Annotated in this window: 19 protein-coding genes; 16 read left to right on the top strand and 3 right to left on the bottom strand. The window is 39.3% G+C overall.

What is annotated here, in order from left to right; all coding sequences use genetic code 11:
• The first annotated feature begins 23 nt into the window (after positions 1-23).
• The 14 genes from OQ267_RS16725 to OQ267_RS16790 all read left to right on the top strand — a co-directional run bounded on the left by OQ267_RS16725 (position 24) and on the right by OQ267_RS16790 (position 15,473).
• Positions 24-611: an RNA polymerase sigma factor gene (locus tag OQ267_RS16725; RefSeq protein WP_265837013.1), complete on the top strand. Its 588-nt coding sequence runs from the start codon at positions 24-26 to the stop codon at positions 609-611.
• Positions 595-1,701 carry a hypothetical protein gene (locus OQ267_RS16730; RefSeq protein WP_265837014.1) on the top strand — a complete coding sequence of 369 codons (1,107 nt, stop codon included), beginning with the start codon at positions 595-597 and terminating at the stop codon, positions 1,699-1,701. Before OQ267_RS16725 ends, OQ267_RS16730 begins: the two co-directional genes overlap by 17 nt.
• A 229-nt stretch (positions 1,702-1,930) precedes the next feature.
• On the top strand, positions 1,931-2,197 hold the full coding sequence (locus tag OQ267_RS16735) for a DUF3072 domain-containing protein (protein WP_088300401.1): 267 nt from the start codon (positions 1,931-1,933) through the stop codon (positions 2,195-2,197).
• Positions 2,198-2,245: 48 nt separating this feature from the next.
• Positions 2,246-2,674 (top strand): EamA family transporter, encoded by a 429-nt coding sequence (locus OQ267_RS16740; RefSeq protein ID WP_265837016.1) that lies wholly within the window; start codon positions 2,246-2,248, stop codon positions 2,672-2,674.
• A 104-nt stretch (positions 2,675-2,778) separates the two neighbouring features.
• Entirely contained in the window at positions 2,779-3,000 is a 222-nt protein-coding gene (locus OQ267_RS16745) for a hypothetical protein (RefSeq protein WP_265837018.1), read from the top strand.
• A 115-nt stretch (positions 3,001-3,115) separates the two neighbouring features.
• Positions 3,116-4,441: a paraquat-inducible protein A gene (locus OQ267_RS16750; protein ID WP_265837019.1), complete on the top strand. Its 1,326-nt coding sequence runs from the start codon at positions 3,116-3,118 to the stop codon at positions 4,439-4,441.
• 40 nt (positions 4,442-4,481) lie between these two features.
• Complete coding sequence (locus tag OQ267_RS16755) at positions 4,482-5,840, top strand: paraquat-inducible protein A (RefSeq protein ID WP_265837021.1); 1,359 nt, start codon at positions 4,482-4,484, stop codon at positions 5,838-5,840.
• A 51-nt stretch (positions 5,841-5,891) separates the two neighbouring features.
• On the top strand, positions 5,892-7,001 hold the full coding sequence (locus OQ267_RS16760; protein ID WP_265837022.1) for an AI-2E family transporter: 1,110 nt from the start codon (positions 5,892-5,894) through the stop codon (positions 6,999-7,001).
• A gap of 101 nt (positions 7,002-7,102) precedes the next feature.
• A complete protein-coding gene (locus OQ267_RS16765) occupies positions 7,103-7,645 on the top strand; it encodes a Crp/Fnr family transcriptional regulator (protein ID WP_265837023.1) in 543 nt (180 codons plus the stop codon).
• Between the two features lie 75 nt (positions 7,646-7,720).
• Positions 7,721-8,314 (top strand): NAD(P)H-dependent oxidoreductase, encoded by a 594-nt coding sequence (locus OQ267_RS16770; RefSeq protein WP_265837024.1) that lies wholly within the window; start codon positions 7,721-7,723, stop codon positions 8,312-8,314.
• 155 nt (positions 8,315-8,469) lie between these two features.
• Entirely contained in the window at positions 8,470-10,074 is a 1,605-nt protein-coding gene (locus OQ267_RS16775; RefSeq protein WP_265837026.1) for a tetratricopeptide repeat protein, read from the top strand.
• A gap of 260 nt (positions 10,075-10,334) precedes the next feature.
• On the top strand, positions 10,335-13,112 hold the full coding sequence (locus OQ267_RS16780; RefSeq protein WP_265837028.1) for a TonB-dependent receptor: 2,778 nt from the start codon (positions 10,335-10,337) through the stop codon (positions 13,110-13,112).
• A 23-nt stretch (positions 13,113-13,135) separates the two neighbouring features.
• Entirely contained in the window at positions 13,136-14,392 is a 1,257-nt protein-coding gene (locus tag OQ267_RS16785) for a right-handed parallel beta-helix repeat-containing protein (protein ID WP_265837029.1), read from the top strand.
• A gap of 4 nt (positions 14,393-14,396) precedes the next feature.
• Positions 14,397-15,473, top strand: a complete 1,077-nt coding sequence (locus OQ267_RS16790; protein WP_265837031.1) for a phytase — start codon at positions 14,397-14,399, stop codon at positions 15,471-15,473.
• A 1,366-nt stretch (positions 15,474-16,839) separates the two neighbouring features.
• Here OQ267_RS16790 and OQ267_RS16795 read toward each other — a convergent pair.
• The 3 genes from OQ267_RS16795 to OQ267_RS16805 form a co-directional block, all read right to left on the bottom strand.
• The gene (locus tag OQ267_RS16795; RefSeq protein WP_265837032.1) at positions 16,840-17,964 is read right to left on the bottom strand and encodes a CofH family radical SAM protein; all 1,125 of its coding nucleotides are present in this window, start codon (positions 17,962-17,964) and stop codon (positions 16,840-16,842) included.
• Positions 17,965-18,027: 63 nt separating this feature from the next.
• Complete coding sequence (locus OQ267_RS16800) at positions 18,028-18,705, bottom strand: hypothetical protein (protein WP_265837033.1); 678 nt, start codon at positions 18,703-18,705, stop codon at positions 18,028-18,030.
• A 1-nt stretch (position 18,706) separates the two neighbouring features.
• Positions 18,707-19,336 carry a hypothetical protein gene (locus OQ267_RS16805; protein WP_265837035.1) on the bottom strand — a complete coding sequence of 210 codons (630 nt, stop codon included), beginning with the start codon at positions 19,334-19,336 and terminating at the stop codon, positions 18,707-18,709.
• A 165-nt stretch (positions 19,337-19,501) separates the two neighbouring features.
• On the opposite strand from OQ267_RS16805, the gene OQ267_RS16810 reads away from it, so the two are divergent.
• Both OQ267_RS16810 and OQ267_RS16815 read left to right on the top strand, forming a co-directional pair.
• Entirely contained in the window at positions 19,502-20,746 is a 1,245-nt protein-coding gene (locus OQ267_RS16810) for a M16 family metallopeptidase (protein WP_265837036.1), read from the top strand.
• Complete coding sequence (locus tag OQ267_RS16815; protein ID WP_265837038.1) at positions 20,739-22,010, top strand: M16 family metallopeptidase; 1,272 nt, start codon at positions 20,739-20,741, stop codon at positions 22,008-22,010. Before OQ267_RS16810 ends, OQ267_RS16815 begins: the two co-directional genes overlap by 8 nt.
• The last annotated feature ends 23 nt before the right edge of the window (positions 22,011-22,033 follow it).

Below are 22,033 nucleotides of genomic sequence, written 5' to 3' on the forward strand. Positions count from 1 at the left end.
AAAACAATAACATAGACTTGTTAGTGAACGAAATTATTAGTGGATGTATCAGGAAGGATAGAGCCAGTCAGCATCTGCTATACAAAGAATTTTACAGTTACTGCATGGGGATATGTAAAAGATATTCCATCAGTGATTTTGAAGCGGCAGATGTACTGAACAACGGATTTTTAAAAATTTTCAATAATATAAATAAGTATGATCCTGCCAAACCCATTAAAGCATGGATAGGTAAGATTATGGTGAATACAGCGATCGATCATTATCGGGCAAACCTGCGCTTTACCACCTATGATGATATCAGTGAATATGAACAAAACGGTACGGAGGCCATTGTGTATGAACAAATGGCTTACAAAGAGTTATTAATGTTAGTACAAAGTCTTTCACCAAGCTATAGGGTAGTTTTTAATATGTATGCCATTGATGGCTATTCGCATGATGAGATTGCAAAAACCTTAAATATTTCAGTGGGTACTTCCAAGTCAAACCTCTTTAAAGCCAGGCAAAGGCTTCAGGAGATGATCAGGGATATGGAACCCCTGAATGCGAGAATGAAAGTTGTTTCTAACCAAGAAAAAATCAGGATTAATAATGAAAGACGAGCATAATCTGGATAAGTTGTTTAAAGAGGGGCTGGATGAGATTGATATTCCCTTTCATGAGCCAGACTGGGCGGAAATGTCCAAAAAACTTGATCAGCAGGATAAAAAAACGAATTTTCCACTTTGGTGGAGTCTTTGCGCTACGGCAGCAGCTGCAGTTTTAGTATTTTTTATTTTTTTTAACACACCTAAAAACAACCATACGGCAAGCCGGATAGAAAAACACCAGCCTTTAATATCGCCTGAAAACACTACTGCTGATATGCTGATTCATCCTGAAGGGAAAAAACCGTCAATAGAGAAGCAAGCCCCTGTTATGGCTCAGCAGCATGCTTTAGCCAGTGTACCTGCCGCTGCGATCAGAAACCTGCAACCTGTTTTATCAAAGGTTGTTATAGATGAAAATGATGTTAATAATGCATCACTGGCACAGCTGAAAACGGATGGGCTACTGCCCTTGACCTTAAGTGCAGGCAAACCAATGCCTTCAGGAAAAGATTTGCAGAAGATTGTTACGCCAAGCCGGTTTTCTTTAACGGTAATGGCGGCACCAGATATCTCATCTACCAGTTCGAGTGTGGGGAATAAAGTCAGTACGAATTTTGGTCTAATGATGAACTATGCATTAACCCAAAAAATAGGAATTACAACAGGTGTTATTTATGCAAAAAAAATATACGATTATAATGGTTCAGGTGCTTCCTTACCTGGTTATAGCGCCGGCCCGTGGCAAGTAAATGCAGATTGTAGAGTGCTTGATATACCTGTTAATATCAATTACCGGGTTTTCAAGAAAAGAAGCATTACTGTTAATGCGAGTGCCGGACTTTCCAGCTACATCATGTTGAATGAAAAATACCAGTTAACCAGCGGCCCCGATTTAACAGTGACCAATGAAGAGGTTACCGGTAACAAGCATTTTATGGGCATTGCCAATTTTTCAATAGGGGTGGAGCGTAAAGTAAATTCACGTTTAAGTCTTGGATTACAGCCATTTTTAAAAGTTCCCTTAACCGGTATTGGAAAATATGAAGGTAACCTCAGTTCTGCCGGTGTATCTATATTGGTTAATATCAAAGGTTTAAGTAATAACTAACTTCTTTTAGATAAGTGGCTTGGGTTTTTATCATTATGAATGATCTGCCCTGCAATATGATATATTTTCCTGAAAAGTTCTGGATGACAGGCTTTCTGAAATTACCATCTCGCTAAATTCAGCTATACGATAACTGCCTGGCTTTACGCATAATCTTCCTCCTGGCGAAATCCCGCCAAACTTTTGAATCAAAAGATTTGTTCCTATATCAAACTAATGATAAAAGGTAATGATAAACAAAGACGAGCAACCGATAGCAGGCGGAAAAGATCAAACGGAAGAAATTAACAACCATCAGGCAAAAGGATCCAATACCATCAAAGATCCGGATGAGTGGACTACAGGTGACGAACCTATGACGGGCGCACAGCAATCTTATCTTAAAACACTTTCTGATGAAGCGGGTGAAGCATTTGATGATACTTTAAGTAAATCTGAAGCTTCAAAACGGATTGATGAACTGCAGCATAAAACCGGCAGAGGCCTGGAAGAATAATCACCATTGACCATTTCGGATGCTTTAAAATTAATTTGAAAGATAAACATGTGGATATTATGGGCAGTGCTTGCTGCCATATCAGCGGCGCTGGTAATCGTATTAACCAAAGCCGGCTTGAAAAATGTAGATTCTAGCCTGGCCTTCGCCATACAGGCGGTATTGATTTTGCTCATTACCTGGAGCGTTGTACTTTATCAGGGGAATATTGGCGATTGGAAGGGTATAGAAAAAAATGCATGGATGTTTTTACTGGCAGCGGGTGTTTTTACCTCTCTATCTACCTTATTTTCTTATAAAGCACTGTCTATGGGGCCAGCATCCTATGTTTCAGCCATAGAACGCTCTTCGCTGGTATTTGCCATCTTGTTATCCATCATTTTCTTAAGGGAGAAAATCACCTGGCAAATCATCGTAGGCGGAATTGCCATTATCGGTGGTGCCATGTTAATTGCATTTTCAGATCCCGGAGAGTAGTGCTGAAATCAAATTTTATCCGCAGGATATTCAAAATGTATAAAAATCATTAGCCGGTCATTAAAAAATGACTGGCTTTTTTGGTATATATCCCTCTCAGAAAGATGAAATTCCAGAAATATATTGGAGGCGATACGCTTGGTGCCAATCTTGATTTATCAGGGCTGATACGATCAAAAATGCAAAGCGTTTGGATAAATGGCTTTAAAAATCATACTCCTTTAAACTATATTATCCATTTGGTAAAACCATCTCGGCAGTTGGCTGTTAAGCTATCTAATTTAACCAATATTAAATGGAATGATGGTGGATTAAGATATGATTAATCCATCTGCCATGGGCCAGTAACAAATTTATTTAGCACCATATATTTTTGATTGATCACCAGTTTTAACTTGCAGATTAACTATCCGTTCAGCCAACAAACCTAAATTTATACACTTGACTACACCACAACAAGCCGTTAACGGGACAAAATCTTTTGTGCCCAGAATCCTGCTGATTCTCTTCCTCGCCATTTTACTTAGCGTTGAGGGGTTTTTTGCCTATAGATTACACATTCTTTCAAGTGAACAGGAACATCTTAAGAAAGATTATGCTGATATCAACAACATCACCTATGGTCTTTTCTCGGTAGCGCAATGGCATGATAAGGTTGCTGCGATTATCCACCACCAGGTACGGAATTTTAACATGACCAAGAGTCAAAAAAAGGAACTGCAAACGGAAGTGGAACAGGTCATTGTGGCGTTGATCGATAAGGCTGAGGCTTTGGTAAATAAGCCAAAGAAAACGGTGGATGGAAAGATCAAAAAGTTCGTGATCAATACATTTGTAGACGTAGATAAGATTAAAGCGCAGGCCCCTGCCTTTGCCAGAACCATTATTGCCCAGGTTGATAATGCAGCGAATAAGAAAAAGATGAGTAAAATGGCCATGGGTAAATTTACAGAAATGGAACGTACCGGAACCATTGACAGTACTTTGACCGCTATTGAAACCACCACAAAGGGTATGTACAAAAAGTACCAGGTATCCTCAACGGAAGAATTGAATCAAAAATTTACGACCAGCCTTGCTGACATCCGGAAATCTACCTATGGTTATTCTTTTGGAATGCTGGGCTGCATTGTGGTCGTACTATCGCTTTGGTGGGCTTTCAGAAAACGCACTGAACTGCATACCACACTATTTATAATGTCATTACTTTTTGCTTTTATCTTACTGGCAGTTGGATTAACCGCTTCTATGATTGAGGTAGATGCACGGATTAAATCTCTTGATTTCACCTTGCTGGGCGAACATGTGGTATTTAAAGATCAGGTACTGTTTTTCCAGAGTAAAAGTATTATGGATGTAGTACTGGTTTTAATCGGCCAATCAGCCATTGACTCCATTTTAGTAGGTATTTTGATCCTGGTATTTAGTGTGTTGTTCCCAATTATGAAATTGAGTTCGACCGGTATTCACCTGTTGGGCAACAAGAAGTTTGCCGAAAATAAATTTATTAAATATTTTGCTTTTCAATCAGGCAAGTGGAGCATGGCAGATGTAATTGTAATTGCGATATTAATGACTTACATCGGCCTGAATGGTCTGCTGGAGGCTCAACTGAAAAGTCTGCACATCAATAGTGATCTTTTAACCATCATCACGACCAATAATACTGCACTTCAGCCCGGCTACATCATCTTTATCAGCTTTGTACTGTACGGATTAACGTTGTCTACCATTTTAAAGTTTATCACGCCGCACGATTCGCACTAACTCACTTAAAAGTATTTTTCACCATCATATACAATCAGCATTGACAAATCATATTCAACAACCAGCCAAAAGAAAAACCACCGTGGCCAATATGCTGCTTATTGCAGGCCTGGGGATTTTGCTTTGCGGGGAAAGCTATTTTGGCTATCGCCTGCATACCATTTCTGCGGAGCAGGAGCAGATAAAAGAAGATTACAGCGTGGTGAACAGCATTACCTTTGGTATTTTTTCTGTTGACCAATGGCGCGAGAAAATTTCTGCCGTGGTAGGGCAGCAAGTGAATGGTTTCAGTATGACAGCCAAACAGAAAGCAGCCTTACAGGCTCAGGTTACTGATCAGCTGAATGGCTTAATCAATAAAACAGTAGCACAAATTAATAAACCGCAAAAAAGCCTTGGCGGTAAACTCAAAAAACTGGCTTTTAACAGTTTTGTAGACGAAGATGAACTCCACGCGCTGGTTCCTGTTTTCTCCAAAACGATTATCACCAAGATTAATAGTCCGGCAAGTAAAAGAAGGCTTAAGCGCATTGCGAACAGTAAAATGGATCAGCTGGAAGATCAAACTTATGATAAAACTGAAATTGCTAAAAATGCCATGACGCGCCAGATGTTTGCCAAGTATCAGGTCTCAAATGCGTCTGCCTTTGATCAATCAGTTAAAAATAAGCTGAGGGCCATTAATAACCTCACTTACCATTATGCTTATGCCATGATGGCATGTGTACTTTGTGCACTGGTATTGTGGTTCATCTTAAGAAAAAAGACCGGACTGCAAACCACACTTTTTATCATGTCGCTTTTGTTTGCCCTGGTATTATTGGCCTCGGGTATTACCACTACCATTATTGAAGTAGATGCCAGAATCCAAACCCTGAACTTTAAGCTTTTTGATGAAAATATCGCATTTACCAATCAGGTGTTATTTTTTCAAAGCAAAAGTATTCTGGGGATTATTGAAACCTTAATGAAGCAGCCCAAGCCTGATTCGATTTTGGTTGGCGCGCTGTTAATGCTTTTTGTTATTGCACTGCCTGTTTTGAGGCTATTGGGGAAGGGGCTGCATGTATGGGGCAGCGATCGTTTTGCTGACAGTAAGGTAGTGCGCTACCTGGCTTTTGAATCTGGCAAATGGGATATGTCTGATGTGATGGTGGTAGGTGTCGCCATGACTTATATCGGTTTAAATGGTATTTTAAAAAGTCAGCTTTCTAACCTCAATATGGATACCGGACCATTGAAAACCGTAACTGAGAATAACAGCAGTTTACAACCCGGATATTTAATTTTTGTGGGTTACGTCATTTTCGCTATGGTTTTATCGTATATATTAAAACGCATTGCCAAACCGGAAGAGAAAAAGCCACAGGTATTGGATGAAGAAAATGTTCCCACTTAAAAACAACAATGCTGATCAGCTTACCAATATAAACCCTTACAACATATAGTTATGGATCTTCAATTCTCGCAACGCCCTTTTTATGTCAAAACCATGTGCGTGCTGGTTAGCCTGATTGCCTTTGGTTACCTGGTCATCATCGCGAAAGAAATTCTCTCGCCATTGATTTTTTCATGCTTGTTTTCCATTTTGCTGTTGCCGATGGCTTCTTTTTTTGAAAGGCGATTTAACCTGCCCAGAAGTGCGGCTTCAATGTTATCTGTAATTCTGATGCTGGGCATTATCTGCCTCGTGCTTTATGTGATTGGGTCACAGCTGAGTAACCTTGCTTCAGACTGGCCTCAGTTTAAAGAGCAATTAAGCGTTTCAATATCAAATCTTCAACAGTGGATTGATGCCCGCTTTAATATTGATGCGGCACACCAACTTAATTATGTACATAGTGCTACCACTAAAGCACTGGCTTCCAGTACAACGGTAGTGAGTGCTACCGTGCTGTCACTCTCATCCATTTTACTTTTTCTGGTCTTTACTTTTATTTATACCTTTTTCTTTCTCTTATACCGTAGCTTAATTATGAAGTTTTTGGTTTCGGTTTTTCTGGAAGAGAATAAAAAACTGGTTTATGATATCATTGAGCAAGTGCAATACATTATCAGGAAATATATTATTGGCCTCCTGATTGAAATGGGCATTGTCGCCACAGCGGTAAGTATTATTTTCTGGGCGCTGGGCATCAAATATGCCATCCTGCTTGGGCTAATCACAGGGATTCTAAATGTTATTCCGTACATCGGGATTTTTGTGGCCCTTTTATTAAGCACCTTAATCACTTTTGCTACTGCAGCCGTGTTAACCAAAGTAATATTGGTGGTGGTTACCCTGGTGCTTATCCACCTGATTGACAGTAATGTACTGTTGCCGATTGTAGTGGGATCTAAAGTGAGAATTAATGCTTTAATCACCGTATTGGGCGTAATTGTGGGTGAAATGCTCTGGGGTATATCCGGAATGTTTCTGTCCATCCCGGTGATTGCCGTACTTAAAATTATTTTTGACCGGATTGAAAGTTTGAAACCCTGGGGAATAATTTTGGGTGATGAAGAAAAGAAACAGAACAGATTGGCTAAACGCATGACCGTTAAGCGAAGTAAAAGTTAATCAATTCTTTTTGCGAAATTTGTTACTTAAATTAGTGGAATCATTTACAGGTTCCACTTTTCTGTTTCTAGATTTGTGGTTCACCATTTAAAATATACCTAATGATTTTAAATACCTTATCAGCATTAGTTTTACCAGAAACGTTTAGTCCTTATTTTAAGTCAAAAACGGTAGCGGCAAAAACAATTTTGTTAGAAGAGGGGACGGTCGCTAGACATGCTTTTCTAATCAAAAATGGTTGCTTAAGGCTTTGGTTCAATGATCATGGCAGAGATATTACCTTTCAGTTTTTCTTTGAGGGGGAATTTGTATCTTCTTTGGAAAGTTTTAGATCTGGCCTTCCGAGCAATTTCTTTTTAGAAAGTATAGAACCTTCAGTGCTTGAATGTATTACCAAAAAAGATTTCCAATCCATCATAGAAAAATCTGATCAGGTTAAAAATGAAGTTGAAGAACATATCTTTCAGAGGTTGGTTTTTTATCAGCAACTGTTTCTATCCCGTATCAGAGATAATCCTGAACAGCGATATAAAAATATGCTGACACAATATCCAAAAATATTACAGCGGGTACCTCAACACTACATCGCCTCTTATCTCGGCATTACATCTGTTTCCTTAAGCAGGATCAGAAACCGGAAATAATATTACTTAACAATTGTTATCGTCCTCCATTTTGTAAAGAATCACTTTTGTGCTATATCATTTAAAAGCACAAATATGAAAGTATTAATCGTTTTCAACCACCCATATGAAGGAAGTTATTGTAACGCTATCCTTCAATCTGTCACAGCAGGACTAAAAAAAGCCGAATATGAAGTTGATTTAATTCATCTTGATCGGGATGGGTTTAACCCGGTGATGACAGCTGATGACCTAAACGCATTCCGTAGAAAAATGCCCGTTGACCCGGTTGTAATCGATTACAAGGCACGGTTAATTGATGCTGATCACATCATTTTTATATTCCCGATATGGTGGGAGTTGATGCCCGCCATGATGAAGGGTTTTATCGACAAAGTAATTTTTCCTGGCATTGCATATGATTATAAGGATGCCTCAAATACGTTGATGAAGCCACTGCTCACCAAATTAAAAAGTGTAACCATAATTACCACAATGAATACGCCCGGCTGGCTTTATGCCTTAATTTTTGGCAATGCTATAAAAAAGGCAATGCTGCTCGGTACATTTTGGAAAATGGGTTATAAAAACAGAAAATGGATGAGTTTCAATCGAGTTAAAATGGTAACGCCCGAAAAAAGAGAAAAATGGCTAAACAAATTAGAAAGCAGATTTGCATCCTTAAATTAGCTGATGATTACTATTTAAATGTGTTGAGTCCGATGAAGTTTTCCTGGTACGCAATGCTATGAAATCTTCTTAAGAAAAGAGATCCTGATCAAGCGATCTGCTTAACCTTAATTTAACATGCAAGCGCTTACTTTGCTGAAAAACCAGCTTTTAGCATGATAAAGTATTTTTGGATTTGTTTATTTTTCATATTTCCCATCTCGACCGTTTACAGCCAGAAAGCCGGACCATTATCTTTTTTTGATCAGGACGCTAAAAAACCAATTGAATCGCTTACCAAGCTGAAAAAAATATATGCGCAAGCTATAGAAGATGGCAATGTAATTTTAGAAGGAAAATGCCTGCAGCAAATGGGGAAGGTGTGTTACGTTCAGGGGCATTTCAGGCAGTCTTTAGAGTTTTATCTTAAAGCCGATAAAATTTTTGATGTTTCAAATAAACCACTGATGCTGGCGGCTACCCAGTGTGATATTGGCGTGCTCTATTTTTATATTAAACAACCGGATAAAGCACTGAAATGTTATCGCTCTGCACTTAAAACATATCAGCGGTTACACCATTTACGCGGACAATCAGCTGTATATGGGCATATCGGGCAGCTTTATGAAAAGCGGCAGAACTATGAGCAGGCCTTTAATTATCAGAAAACTGCTTTAAAATTAAGTGAGAAAAATAACGATCTGGCCGGTGCAGCCAAAATTTATGAAAATATAGGAAGTATTTATGAAGATTTAGAAAAGTATGATTTGGCTGATCTCAATTTTAAAAAATCACTCCGTTTATATCAGCAGAATAGAAACCAGGTTGCCAGTATTGAAGTGATTAATAACCTGGGTGATATTTTACGTAAAACAGGGCATTACCAGGAAAGTATAGTACAGACAAAGGCTGCTATGAACCTGGCAGATAAACTGGGCAATATTTACCAGCTGGCATCATGTTACAGGGATCTGGGTAAGGCTTATGAATTGACTAACCAGATGGATAGTGCCTATCACTACGTTAAGCTGGGCTATAAATATACGCTGGATTTATACTCTGAAGACGGGGCCAGGCAGGTGGCTTTTTTGCAGGTGCTTTATGATATCAATAAAAAATCTGATGAAATCAATAAGCTGCAAAATGATAAAAAATTTAACCGCATTATCATCGCTTCGGCTACTATTGTGACCTTACTGCTGGTGGTATTGGGATTTGTGGTTTTCAGCAGGCAGCGATTGAGACTTCGGGATCAGCAGATGTTGGCCAAGCAAAAGGAAATTGAACATGATTTAACGAGCCTGGAGTTGAAGAATCTTCAACTGGAAGAACAGCACCTGAAACAACAGCTGGAAGTGAAAAGCAGGGAATTATCCAACCATACCTTAAACCTGATCAAGCATAATCAGTTCCTGGAAAATTTGCGCAACACCTTGCAGGCGATGGTGAAGGATGATAAGCGGGATCAGAAAAAGCAAATGAATCAAATCCTGGCGGAGATAAACCAGAGCTTTAACCATGAACGCAATTGGAAAGAGTTTACCCAAGCTTTTGAACAGGTACACCATCAGTTTCTGGAAAACCTGAAAAAATTCAGCAATGCGCTTACCTCGGCAGATATGCGACTGATTGCGCTGCTCAAAATGAACCTCGATTCTGCTGATATTGCCACTTTGCTGGGCATATCTACAGATAGCTTAAGGGTATCGCGTTACAGGCTGCGGCGAAAACTCAACCTGGCCCAGGGTGATAACCTTTCTGCATTTATACAGGCACTCTAAGCGTTACATCGCTGCTGAATTTCATGTGCCATTTCAGGTGTTTTTGAGGCTTAACAATTAGTTAATGTAACGGTAATAAAAGCATAACGGCGTTTCTCTTAATATTTAAAGTGTTGTCATTCAGTTTTTTATGTATTGTTGTTGCCTTTTCGTTGATGCCTATTGTAACGCTGTTGCCTTTATGTAACCCTATTAATTTTTTGTTGTGAACCGGGGTGTACACCTTTGTTTTGTCGATCATAACAGACATACCAAACACAATGAATAAACTATTACAAATTCTGTTTTTTGTTCTCTTTTGTGTGGGCACAGCCCATGCCACGAAAATAAAGGGGCACGTTTACGATAAGCAAACCGGGGAAGCCATTGTTGGTGCTACGGTAGTGATGGAAAACCCCAGGCGGGTAACCAATACCGGCCTTGATGGAACTTTCGAATTTAAAGCGGTAGCTACGGGATCAGCCTCTATCAGTGTAAGTTATATCACCTATAAAACCATTACCAAAACCTTTACAGTGGCAAAGGAAGATAATGAACACTTAAAATTTTATATGGAAAGTGATTCGAAGCGGCTGGATGATATCACGATCAAATCAAATCCGGTAAGTTCAACAGACCAGGGTGCCCGCAGACTGGAGAAAAATGCCACTCAGGTAATGAATATTGTTTCGGGCAAAGCCATTGAAATTTCACCCGATTTAACGGTAGCGAATGTGATGCAGCGTGTATCTGGTGTATCCATTGAGCGGAACAGCAATGGCGACGGGCAATACGCTATTCTAAGGGGCATGGATAAAAGATACAATTATACGCTGGTGAACGGGGTAAAGATCCCAAGTCCGGATAACAAATACCGATACGTGCCGCTTGATCTTTTTCCGGCTGATTTGCTGGATCGTTTAGAAGTTTATAAAACGTTAACACCAAATTTGGAGGGTGATGCCATAGGCGGTGGAATCAACATGGTGATGAAAAATGCGCCGGGCAAGTTCCAGGTAAATGCCAATCTTTCTACCGGCTATAACCAGTTGTTTTTCGACCGCAAATTTGCCAGTTATAATGCTTCTGATATTCAACACAAATCACCTTATGAACGTAATGGTAAAAGCTATAGTGCCACCCAAAACGATTTCACTAAAGGAACGCTTGATTATCAATATAAAAATCCGGCACCAAACCTTATCGGGAGTTTATCTTTAAGTCAGCGGTTTTTAGATAATAAGTTAGGCGTAGTTTTGGCCGGTAGTTATCAGAATACTTATCGCGGCAGCAACAGTACTTTTTATAATAATGCCGTTACCGGAACAGATGCCTATGCTGTGATTACCAGCAAAAGTTATCGTGAATTTTCAGAGCAACAGCAACGTACAGGTTTACATGGAAAGGTAGATTATGTTTTCAATAAAAATCACCAGTTAACGTTTTACAATGTTTACGTTAATTTAAAAAATCAGCAGCTCAGAGATGCGGTGACCACAACTTACAATAGTGTGTACAATCCAGCGGCTGGTAATGCCGAACTGGTTTACAATACCCGGAGCCGTTTAACTGAACAACAGATTTACAACAGCACACTTCATGGCGATCATCAATTCTTTGATGATAAATTTAAGGTACAATGGTCGGCGGTTTATTCTTCAGCCAAAAACGATGTGCCGGATAATACAAGTATCAGCCTGAATGGCTTACAGCAGCACTTTCAAAGCAGCAGAACAACTTTGGTAAATACTTCTCCTGTAAACCGCAGGTGGGAGCGCAATACCGATGAAGATTTAGCAGGCTATTTAGATCTCACTTACCGTTTCGCCATTGGAAATAACAAGCTGGATGTAATGGCTGGTGGGTTATACCGCAATAAACAGCGCAGCAGCTTTTTCAATAATTATACACTCTCACCGGGTGCTGCCGATGCAGGCCGTGTTTATGGGGTAGATTTTCAGAACTATACTGATTTGAATTTAATTGTAACCAACCCAACAGGTGCGGTGGCTAATCCCTTAACCTATGATGCATCGGAAAAAATCAGTGCAGGTTATGGGATGTTTAAATATAGCGTATCAAAATTGGAAGTAGTAGGTGGTGCCAGAATTGAGCACACCAACCAGGGCTATAACCTGCTTTTTCCTGCCGGAGAAACATTTCCAAAGGGATCACAAGTATATACTGATGTATTACCGAGCCTAACGGCAAAATACTTTTTAACCGAAAAAGCACAATTGCATGCTTCGTATTATAAGGCACTTAATCGCCCAGGGTTTTATGAAATTGTACCTGGAAAGGTTGTTAATGAAGAGTTTCAGGAACGAGGTAATCCAAATTTGAAGCGTGCCCTGGCCGATAATTATGATTTACGCTACGAGCTTTTTCCAGGTGCATCAGAACAGTTAATGGTTGGTGCTTTTTATAAAAAGATTAAAGACCCTATTGAATATACTTTTCAGGCTGATGCGACTCGCGGACAGGATATTTACTATACTCCGGGAAATTTCGGCACAGCTCATAACTATGGTGCAGAGGTAGATTATATCAAGTATTTCAGCAAGATAGGGGTAAAGGCGAATTATACCTATACGCACTCCCGCATTACTACGCCTAAAACAACCCGAACCATTAATGCAATTACAGGAGATATTCAGGCGCTTTCAGTAGATCAGGAACGTCCACTTTTCGGACAGTCTGAACATATCGGAAACCTTTCTTTATTATTTAAGGATACTAAAAAAGGCTGGGATGCCCAGCTGGCCGGTGCTTACACAGGTCCGCGGATCAATACCGTTTCACAATTCCTCAATAATGATTTATGGCAGGAAGGTTTTATTCAGATGGATGCCTCAGCCGAGAAACGTTTCAAAGGCGGGATCAGTGTTTTTATCAAGGCAAACAACATCTTAAATACCCCTACTAAATTATTTATTAAAGGTACCAACCCTGAGAATGATAAAATCAATGAAGATCTGGTTAAAGATGGGCACACACTGATCAGAAGTGATTACTACGGACAGAGCTATTTGCTGGGTTTCAGGTATAAGTTTAACTAATCGACAATTTAAAATATAAAAAGATGAAATCGAATCAGATTTTTAAATTACTCATCCTGTTGGTGCTGGCCCTTGCCGGATGCGAAAAAGCCAATATTGATGTAGATACGAGCGAGGTGAATGGCTCAGCCATCGGAGAAGTATCCGGTGTTTGGGCAAAAGGAAGTACGCAGGTAATAAAAGGCGATATCATTATCCCGGAAGGTAAGTCACTCACCATTGAAGAAGGCGTAACCATTTTAATGGATACTGTAGCTAAACCTGAAATTGTGGTAAAAGGCAATTTATATGCCCTGGGCACGGCAGATAACCCGATTAAATTTACGGTAAATGAATTTTATAAAACCACCCAAAAGAAATTTGGTAAGCTTTGGGGTGGCATACTGGCCGGGCCAACTTGCGAAGAACTGGTTTTGGATCACGCCATTATTGAATATGCCGGCTCCAGTACCTCAGATGCTTCCACTTCGGTAAAAATGGGCCTTTACAAAGCCGTTGCAGGTGAAAATTTGCCAGCACTTTGGTTTGCCAATGCCAAAGGTAAATTGGTGGTGCAAAATAGTATTTTTAGAAACCTGCAGGAAGATTGTACCTATATTGAAGGTGGAAAAATCATTTTTGCCAACAATATTTTCTACACTACAGGGGTAAGCGGTGGCGAGGCCATGAACTTTAAATCGGGCTGTTTGGCAGATATTGCTTATAACCTGATTTACAGTACCAACACCAATGCTTTAAAACTTTCCAATACCGGCGATAAGGTACCGCAAGCCTATATTATTGCCTATAATAATACCATGGTGAATACCGGCTGGAGAAGACCAACGGCAAAAGGTGGTTCAATATGGCTGGAAAGTACTGTACGGGCTGATTTGTATAATAATCTCTTTGCCAATACCCGTTTTGGTGTTAAAAGAGATCCTAAAAAACCGGAAGATTCACGCTCTGTATACAGCAACAACTGGTATTATGGTTTTGACCAGGTTACGGTGAATCAGTTTCAGCCTAAAGGCGATATTATTGGGGGTAAAAATGATGTGATCAGTAGTGCTGCAGGTGCGAATGATCCTAAATTTGTAAATTATCCTTTAAATACCGCTGTAAACAATGCAGATTTTAATACTGCCTGGGATTTTCATTTGCAGGGGAATTCACCAGCTTTAAACAAAGGGATTACCAACTTTACACGTCATCATCAGGCAGGAATTGTCATGAAAAACGGAATAACTTACACCTCACCAGCACCAGCTGCGTTTATTGGCGCATATGGCACAAAATAATCAAATGAAGCACAGAAACCTCATATACATCGCATCAGTTGTGGTGTTAAGCCTAAGCCTTTCCTGTAATGGCGGCGCACAGCAAATGAATAATAATGAAGTAAAACCTTTATATGTATCCGATCCGGTTGATTTTGATAGCGATGACCCGGCCATCTGGGTTAACAAGGCCAATCCGGCAAAATCATTGGTGATTGGTACGGATAAGGATACCAATGGCGGATTATATGTTTTTGACCTGAAAGGAAAGATCATCAAATCAAAAACAGTTAAGGGTTTAAAGCGGCCCAATAATGTGGATATTGCTTATGGTTTAAATCTGGACGGTAAAAGGACTGATATTGCCGTAACTACCGAACGCTATACGCACAAACTGCGGATGTACAGTTTGCCTGATATGACACCTGTTGATAATGGCGGCATTCCGGTTTTTGTCGGGGAAACCGGGGCAGAATACCGCGACCTGATGGGGATTTCGATGTATACTGATCCTAAAGGGCAAATTTATGTCATAGTTGGTCGGAAATCCGGGCCGAATGAAGGCGGATATTTATGGCAATACCTTTTAAAGGATGATGGCCATGGGCATGTAAAGGCAGATTTAGTGCGGAGGTTTGGTAGCTACAGCGGCAAAAAGGAAATTGAGGCTATTGCAGTAGATAATGAATTGGGTTTTGTGTATTACTGTGACGAACAGTTTGGCATTCGGAAATATTATGCAGATCCGGCAAAAGGCAACCAACAGCTGGCATTGTTTGGGCAGGGTGATTTTGCAGTAGATAATGAAGGGATTGCTATTTATAAAACCCCTGGTAATAAGGGATATATTTTGGTTTCAGATCAGGGGGCCAGGCAGTTAAAGGTATATGGCAGAACAGGCAAAGATGGTGCGCCAAACCAGCACCCGCTGTTAAGCACCTTAAAATATGCGGCTAACCAAACCGACGGAATTGATGTGGTTTCAGTACCTTTAAATGCTGATTTTAAACATGGTTTGCTGGTGGCCATGAGTGATGATAAGACCTTTCATTTTTACCGTTGGGAAGACCTTGCCGGGAAAAGGCTTGACATGAATCGCTAGTTTAGGATGAGCATTTGTAGGTAAGCCTATAAAGAATCATCGGTTAGGCCATCGTTGCTTTGCCGGCTTTTTCAGCCGGCAGCCTGTCCAGACCTTTAGGGAAAGCAATCTTTTGCCGTAATTACTGGCAGGAGTTGTTTTCGGCTGGCCGCCGAGGGGCTCTTTCTTTTGGCTTAGCCCAAAAGAAACAAAAACCCAAGGCTTGCATCCTTTCTTGTAAAAAGCTACGAAAATCTTTATTGCGGCAGCCTCTAGGCTTCTTACCCCTTTCTTATCCCAGCGCACAAGCTTGATTCTGCCTTGGGTTGTGGGTTAATGAGAGGAAGTGCATAGATTTTCATGCTTTTTTCTGCGAAAATCTGCCAGTCCGGTAGCAGGGAGCAGAGGAATGTTACGCATAATTTCATTCGGGATCAATCGTCATCTCGACCGCAATGGAGAGATCTTTGTATTTTACCTTTTAAAAATTTTTCTAATGCGATCTTCATTCCCGTGCAGGCTGGAACCTTAATGCTTTCACTATTCCGCTGTACTTTTTTATTTTGCCCCATGCTCTGGCTTGCCTCGGCTCACCGCCGCCGAGCGGCTGTTTCTTTATCCTTGATGATAAAGAAACAAACGATTAAGGCTTGGAGCTGATGTTGGATTAGCGCGTCGAAATTTTAAAAGCGGTAGCACAAGGACTCGATTTTGTTTGGTCATAAAGATTAATTTCGAGGGAGCCGTGTGCGCTACCTTGGGCAGTGGTGTCATTTGAACGGTGGTGCAAAAATTTCAACGGCTTCTCCTTCCATCATCTCCCAAGCCGGTAGCTGGGTGCAGATAGCGTGGTGGCTATAACGGGATGCAGATCATCAGTTAGATCGTCATTGCGAGGCGGCTTTTTCAGCCAAGGAAGCAATCTTATTAGTATTGTTTTTACCATTAAGTCATTCTACCTCGATCAATCACTGGTTCTACCGTAGTGTTTCAAAGGAAATTCTTTAACGGAGAAATCTTTGAACTGCCTTTAAGCAGCATGCGCAGTGAACAACATTATACTTGCAGTTGGCAGGTTTACGTTTGCAGTTGATAGTTCTATCAGCGCAGTTAACAACTTTATTGGAGAGGTTGGTTTTAGTTAATAACATTATAAATGCAGCTAACAATTTACAGGATGTCTTTTTAAACAAAACAACAACCGGTTTTTTCAGTTGCTGTATCATTTTATGAGTAGTCAGCTGATAAGCCCAAAACCTTCGCTACTTTCTCCAAAGTAGAATCTTCAATATCGGCACTTTGCTCTAATTTACTAATCTACTGTTGGCTGATGCCCAGTTTAATGGCTAGAGCTTCTTGTTTCATGCCGCGGAGTTCGCGGATGCGACTAATAAGTAATTACCTGTTCTTCTAAATGTTCAGGTAAATCACGATAATTATATTTTTGTCCACGTAATTGTGATTCAAACCCAGCAGCTTTAATAGATTGCTGAATGCCATTTGCTGTAAAACGATGTGGTGCACCTGCAGCAGAAACCACATTTTCCTCTATCATGATTGATCCAAAATCATTTGCGCCGGCATGTAAGCACAATTGGGCAGTTGTTTTACCAACTGTTAACCAGCTTGCCTGAATATTTTTAATGTTTGGCAGCATGATTCTGCTTAAAGCGATCATCCTGATGTATTCATCAGCAGTTACATTATTACTAATACCACGTAATCTTTTTAACAAAGTGCCATCATCCTGAAAAGGCCATGGAATAAAGGCCAGAAAACCATTGGCATCAGCAGGCTTTTCACTTTGAACCTGACGAATCCAAACCAGGTGTTCAAATCGTTCTTCAATGGTTTCTACATGGCCAAACATCATGGTTGCAGAAGTGGTAATATCCAGCTGGTGACAGGCCCGCATCACATCCAGCCATTCCTGTCCACCACATTTTCCTTTAGAGATTAATCTCCGAACACGGTCGTTCAGAATTTCTGCACCCGCACCAGGAAGCGAATCCATCCCGGCTTCTTTTAATACACTTAAAACTTCGGTATGGCTAATGCCTTCTAATTTCGCTACGTGGGCAATTTCCGGCGGTCCTAAAGCGTGAAGTTTTAAATCGGGATATAATTCTTTTAACTTTCTAAATAAATCAGCATAAAAATTCAACCCTAAATCCGGGTGATGGCCACCTTGAAGTAATAACTGATCGCCACCTAAACGAAAAGTTTCTTCAATTTTTACTTTATAAGTTTCAATGTCAGTGATGTAACTTTCATCATGACCAGGTCTTCTGAAAAAGTTACAGAATTTACAGTTCGCAATACAAACGTTGGTGGTGTTAACATTTCTATCTATCTGCCAGGTTACTTTACCACTCGGAACCTGAATTTTTCTCAGTTCATTGGCTACAAACATCAATGATGCAGTATCGGCATGGTGGTATAGGTATACGCCTTCCTCTTGCGTTAAAAAATCAAAATGTAGCGCCCGTTGCAGTAAATCGGCTGTATTCATGAAGCAAAAATACTCGAAATAAGTATCACTATAATCACAGTTTTATAAAAAAACAATGTAGCCTTAATTATTTTTAGCTGTATCTGCTTTACGTTTAAACAGGTTTCGCAAATTGTTTCCTTGGTTTTTTAATTCTTCTAAACGTTTTTTTGCGCTGTCGTTAACTTTTGTTAAACTTTCATTGGCCTTAATTACATTGTTTTTAACTGTATTTTGCCCGGTAGTAACCGCATCAGAAACTTGTTTAACCGTTTGCTCACCAGTTTTTATAGCGCCTGAAACTTGTTTTATTTTTTTATTGGCATTTACTTTACCACTGTCTATAAACTTTTTAGCTGCAGCAGCCATTGGCGTTTGTTCTAAATTACTCAATGGTTTAGAGGTTGTTACAGTTGGTGGTAAGGCTATAGTGGTTGTATCATTAACAGGTTTACCTAAAGCAGTATTTGTTTTACCAAGTAATTGCTCATCTTCCGGTTTTACTATGCCACCATTTGCGGTATAATAGGTTTTACTTTTTAAATAAGTTGTTTTGGCGGTTTCTAACTGTACTTTTGCGGTTGCTATTCTTGCGGCATCGTTACTTGCAACAGCTGCATCATAATTTAACTGGGCATCGGTAAGTGCGAGGGCCGCAGCTTCATAAGATTTAGTAAAGTCAATTTTTTCTTCGTTTTTTGTTGCGGTATTACATGCTGTTAGACTGAAGGTTAACAGACAAATTAAAAATATATTTTTCATATTATTTTGAGGTAGTAAATTGGCTAACTATTTTCTTTAAAGAACTGGTTTCCTGGTCTTCTGTTATGTTCCCACCCAGTCTTTCAATCTCTAAATTGTTAATACTCTTCGCGAATTCTAAATATTTTAAGTATCTGCTAAGGATTTCTATTTTCGTTCCATTGTTGGTTTGTTCAGTATTGCTTAGGTTTTTAACGAAGGTTTCCATGTTATCTATACAAACAATATAAGCTTGAAAAGCATTTGGTGTAAAGTAATCATTAACCAAATTATTGGTTTCGAGTTGTGGGTATAATTTCGGCAATGTAACAGGTGTTTTCTTCAAGGTTTCAGTCAAGTTGACTCCGGAATTTGAAGTATTTAGATACATTCCCTTGGTTTTCATCTGGCAATTTTCGATGGCTAAATTGGTGGTGTTAAGAAGCTTAATTAAGTTATTCTTTTGGTTGATGTTATCCAGAAAAGTATTTACAGCTAATGCAATAAATAATCCTGTAAAAGTAGAAATGAGGGAGATAATAAAACTAAACGTGTCATTATTGTTTTTACGCCAAGGGCTATTTCTTCTAAAATTGAGTAAAAAAAGACTTATAGCAACTAAAATGAGCGATATTATCACATATGTCAGCATATTTTTTTTGGTTTAATTTTTCAATAAATTTAAAGAATTAAATGTAATAAAGAAATTACAAATGGTGTTTTCATCATTTAACAAATCATAAAAATTAATCATCCATTGGCTGTTTAAGTGATTAAACAATTCAGCAATTCAACAATTCGTCTATCTTTGTTGGCTATGGTAGATTTTAATCGTTTTACACTGGCTAACGGATTAAAGGTTTTGGTTCACGAAGATCCGACCACTCCAATGGCAGTTTTAAATATTTTGTATGATGTGGGTGCCCGTGATGAGGACCCTGATAAAACTGGTTTTGCTCACTTATTTGAACATTTAATGTTCGGTGGATCGGTTAACATTCCCAGTTATGATGAACCTTTACAAAGGGTAGGTGGTGAAAATAATGCTTTTACCAGTAATGATATCACTAATTATTACATTACACTCCCTGCAGAAAATATAGAAACGGCATTCTGGCTGGAAAGCGACCGTATGTTAAGCTTAGCTTTTTCTGAGAAAAGCCTGGAAACACAAAGGAACGTGGTTTGTGAAGAATTTAAACAGCGTTATCTTAATCAACCATATGGTGATGTTTGGTTAAAATTACGCCCTTTAGCATATAAAAAACATGCTTACCGGTGGGCCACCATTGGAAAAGAACTTTCGCACATCGAAAATGCAACCATGGATGATGTGAAGGCTTTCTTTAAAAAACATTATACACCCCAGAATGCTATTTTAGTGGTAGGTGGAAATGTAAAAACGGAAGATGTTAAAAAACTGGCAGAAAAATGGTTTGAACCTATTCCGGCTGGAGAGAAATATGTCAGAAACCTGGTACAGGAAGATGTTCAAACTGAGGCCAGAACGGAAACTGTAAAAGCCAATGTGCCCTTAAATGCTATTTATATGGCTTTTAAGATGCCAGGAAGGCTTAATTCCAACTACTACGCATTTGATTTGCTCTCAGATATTTTATCGCGCGGACAATCTTCACGTTTATACAACAGCCTTTTAAAGGAGCAAAAATTATTTAGTGATATCAATGCTTATATTTCCAGCAGTCTGGATACCGGATTATTTATTGTAGAGGGCAAACTGGTAGAGGGGGTGGCGATGGAAACTGCCGAGAAAGCCATCTGGAAAGAATTGGATCAGCTTAAAGCCGAACTCGTATCTGTAAATGAATTAACGAAGGTCAAGAATAAGGTAGAATCGGTATTGGTGTTTTCTGAAATGAGCTTACTGGATAAAGCCATGAACCTGGCCTATTATGAGCTATTGGGCGATGCTACCCTATTGAATCAGGAGGCAGGAGAATTTTTAAAAGTAACAGACGAAGATATTAAAAGAATCGCAAACGAGACTTTTGGCAGGGAACAATCATCAACTTTATATTATTTAACTGAAAAAGATGCTTAACAGACAATTAGCGCCTGATTTTAAGCAGGTATCAACCATCAATTTTATACAGCCCATTCATCACAAATTGGATAATGGTATTCCGGTTTATACCATTTATTCTGGTGAGCAGGATTTGGTACGTATAGAATTTATTTTCAATAACGTAAACTGGAATATTGAAAAACCGCTGCAGGCCATTGCCGTTAGTGCCATGTTAAATAATAGAACCAGTAAACTTTCATCAAAAGAAATTGCAGAGCAAATTGATTTTTACGGTGCATTTTTTCAAACGGAATATGTACAGGATCAATCAACGGTGACACTTTATACCTTAAACAAGCACCTGGCAGCTGTATTGCCCATTGTAAAAGATGTAATCACTGACAGCCAGTTTCCGCAGGCTGAAATGGATATTTATATTCAGAATCAGAAGCAAAAACTGCAGGTAAACCTGCAAAAGAATGATATTGTCGCCAGAAAGGAATTTGCACAGGCACTTTTTGCAGATACGGCTTATGGTGTAAACATTGAAGAGCGGCATTATGACGAACTGAAAAGGGAAGATTTAATTGCTTATTTCAAGGCTGCCTACGCACCGGATAACTGTATGATTGTAGTGTCGGGTAAATTTGAAAACGAAAGCTTTAACCTGCTAAATGAACAATTTGGTCATCATTGGGAAAATGGCAAGGCTGTGAAAAATAATTTTAAATTCAACATCCTGCCCCGTAAAGTTATTTATAAAGAGCGTCCTGATGCTTTACAATCTGCCATTAGAATAGGAAAGCTGGCCGTCAATCGTACGCATGAAGATTTTCCGGGCTTACAGATTTTAAATACCATTTTAGGCGGATATTTCGGTTCACGCCTGATGAACAATATCCGTGAAGATAAAGGATATACTTATGGTATCGGTTCTGGAATATCATCCCTGCAGGATGCAGGTTACCTGTTTATCGCAACTGAAGTAGGCGCTGAAGTTTGTGCTGATGCCCTGGTTGAAATTTATAAAGAGATTGAATTGCTTAAAAACGAGCTGGTTAGGGAAGAGGAGCTTATGCTTGTTAAAAATTATATGCTCGGGTCAATGCTGGGTAGTCTTGAAAATGTTTTTTCTCACGCAGATAAGTTCAAAAACATTCATTTATTTGGTTTAGGTTATGATTATTATGAAAACTACATTCAAAAAGTAAAGTCAATAACGGCCGAAGAAATCCGTTCTTTAGCCAATCAGTATTTTAATCTCGAAGATTTTACAGAAGTGGTAGTAGGGAAGAAGTAATTAATTTAGAAAGCTATATCTAA

The sequence above is a fragment of the Pedobacter sp. MR22-3 genome (assembly GCF_026240075.1).
In the GTDB taxonomy this organism is placed as follows: Bacteria; Bacteroidota; Bacteroidia; order Sphingobacteriales; family Sphingobacteriaceae; genus Pedobacter.

What these genes read in the sequence shown, in the direction of transcription:
- OQ267_RS16790 (WP_265837031.1), top strand. Translation starts at nt 14,397, where the DNA reads ATGAAGCACAGAAACCTCATATACATCGCATCAGTTGTGGTGTTAAGC.
- OQ267_RS16770 (WP_265837024.1), top strand. Translation starts at nt 7,721, where the DNA reads ATGAAAGTATTAATCGTTTTCAACCACCCATATGAAGGAAGTTATTGT.
- OQ267_RS16795 (WP_265837032.1), bottom strand. Translation starts at nt 17,964, where the DNA reads ATGAATACAGCCGATTTACTGCAACGGGCGCTACATTTTGATTTTTTA.
- OQ267_RS16800 (WP_265837033.1), bottom strand. Translation starts at nt 18,705, where the DNA reads ATGAAAAATATATTTTTAATTTGTCTGTTAACCTTCAGTCTAACAGCA.
- OQ267_RS16765 (WP_265837023.1), top strand. Translation starts at nt 7,103, where the DNA reads ATGATTTTAAATACCTTATCAGCATTAGTTTTACCAGAAACGTTTAGT.
- OQ267_RS16740 (WP_265837016.1), top strand. Translation starts at nt 2,246, where the DNA reads ATGTGGATATTATGGGCAGTGCTTGCTGCCATATCAGCGGCGCTGGTA.
- OQ267_RS16735 (WP_088300401.1), top strand. Translation starts at nt 1,931, where the DNA reads ATGATAAACAAAGACGAGCAACCGATAGCAGGCGGAAAAGATCAAACG.
- OQ267_RS16760 (WP_265837022.1), top strand. Translation starts at nt 5,892, where the DNA reads ATGGATCTTCAATTCTCGCAACGCCCTTTTTATGTCAAAACCATGTGC.
- OQ267_RS16810 (WP_265837036.1), top strand. Translation starts at nt 19,502, where the DNA reads ATGGTAGATTTTAATCGTTTTACACTGGCTAACGGATTAAAGGTTTTG.
- OQ267_RS16780 (WP_265837028.1), top strand. Translation starts at nt 10,335, where the DNA reads ATGAATAAACTATTACAAATTCTGTTTTTTGTTCTCTTTTGTGTGGGC.
- OQ267_RS16745 (WP_265837018.1), top strand. Translation starts at nt 2,779, where the DNA reads ATGAAATTCCAGAAATATATTGGAGGCGATACGCTTGGTGCCAATCTT.
- OQ267_RS16815 (WP_265837038.1), top strand. Translation starts at nt 20,739, where the DNA reads ATGCTTAACAGACAATTAGCGCCTGATTTTAAGCAGGTATCAACCATC.
- OQ267_RS16730 (WP_265837014.1), top strand. Translation starts at nt 595, where the DNA reads ATGAAAGACGAGCATAATCTGGATAAGTTGTTTAAAGAGGGGCTGGAT.
- OQ267_RS16775 (WP_265837026.1), top strand. Translation starts at nt 8,470, where the DNA reads ATGATAAAGTATTTTTGGATTTGTTTATTTTTCATATTTCCCATCTCG.
- OQ267_RS16785 (WP_265837029.1), top strand. Translation starts at nt 13,136, where the DNA reads ATGAAATCGAATCAGATTTTTAAATTACTCATCCTGTTGGTGCTGGCC.
- OQ267_RS16805 (WP_265837035.1), bottom strand. Translation starts at nt 19,336, where the DNA reads ATGCTGACATATGTGATAATATCGCTCATTTTAGTTGCTATAAGTCTT.